The organism is Bartonella queenslandensis AUST/NH15, from assembly GCF_000312585.1.
GTDB classification, from domain to species: domain Bacteria; phylum Pseudomonadota; class Alphaproteobacteria; order Rhizobiales; family Rhizobiaceae; genus Bartonella; species Bartonella queenslandensis_A.
This window is the reverse complement of sequence record NZ_HE998013.1, coordinates 207,827-209,142: the sequence shown is the minus strand read 5'-3', so window position 1 is coordinate 209,142 and position 1,316 is coordinate 207,827. Positions and strand designations below refer to the sequence as shown.

Genomic DNA, 1,316 nt, shown 5'->3' with positions numbered 1-1,316 from the left:
CAGTACGAAGAGATCCCTGACAAAGTTGATTACAGTACCAAAGCTCAAGTGAAAGCTTGGATATATGGGGGTAATTTGCCAAGAAATGTTCTCAATTACGAGCCTCTCATAGATGAAATCAACAGAGAAATCAAAAAACTATCGAAAACCGCAGGAAATAAATATGTTTACAGATAGACAGCTAAGGGCTTTGTTTGGCGTCATAATCTTTATAATTCTATGCTTTTTAGGTATCAAAAAAAATTATGATTTTATCCAAGGTATTTTGATATTCGCTTCTGTTTCTTTAGTAACAGTAACAACTATTTTTGCAATTTTATGCAATTCTCATATTCCTTTTGAATTGCAAAACAACCCAAAATATAAACATGGCAATACAACAGGTTGGAAGATATTAACACGCGATTTACAACAATATATGCATGGAATCTTAAAGCTCATAATTTTAGCATTTGTCGTTTTAATTTTTCCAAATAGTTATAAAGAAACGGTTTTTTTCTCTATTATTTCTAAATACCTAAAGTACGAGCTTCCTTTATCGTTGGATACCGTGTTTTGGTATTCAGATATTGTTATTTGGTACTTTTTTTTAGTCAGTTCATTCTTTCTCATGTTACGGACACGCAGTTTAATAAATATATCGATTTACGCGATACAATCATCTATTAAAAAGACAAAGAGCTAGAAAAAGCGCTTGATCTTCAATTGGGTAGATACAAAAATGGAAAAAAGTGAAAAGTCTTATTGACATATAGAATCAGTGCTGTTAGAAGAGAGTCAAGTGCCTAAGAAACACTGAATCGTAAGCGGTTAGATCACGAAAGATCTTTCCCATGTCTTTAAAATACTGACTATCTTTTATGTTTGATAAAACATATGATGATTTATGTCGGGTGTAGCTGTGCCATACAATACCCTTATGGGAAAAGCATAGCGACGGACTTACGACCGTGTTTCTTAGCACCCGACGCTCTTAGGGGTGTCAATAAGAAACTCTAATTTCGTAAGGAAACATCCCAATGAAAAAATATGAATTAACTAATGAAACAAAAGAAGTTCGCGATGCTGAAACCGGTCAACCTAAATTCTTTTATCGCATTCGTGCTTTAAGAGATTTTGATGATGTTAAGGCTGGCGATCTAGGCGGCTTTATTGAAAAGGAAAGCAATCTCTCTCATGATGGTAATTGCTGGGTTTATGACGATGCAATTGCAGCATATGATTCTGTTGTTAGTGAAAATGCGAAAATACGTAATGAAGCCGTTGTTGCTCAAAATGCTAAAGTTTATGGTAATGTTGTAGTGAGTGATAAGGCT

General features: G+C 34.1%; 1 protein-coding gene and 1 pseudogene. Both read left to right on the top strand.

Going from position 1 to position 1,316, the window contains the following annotated elements; all coding sequences use genetic code 11:
- Positions 1–163: 163 nt before the first annotated feature.
- Complete coding sequence (locus BN338_RS08955) at positions 164–685, top strand: hypothetical protein (RefSeq protein ID WP_039761183.1); 522 nt, start codon at positions 164–166, stop codon at positions 683–685.
- A 334-nt stretch (positions 686–1,019) separates the two neighbouring features.
- Positions 1,020–1,316: pseudogene (locus BN338_RS12195) on the top strand (hypothetical protein); the annotation flags it as partial.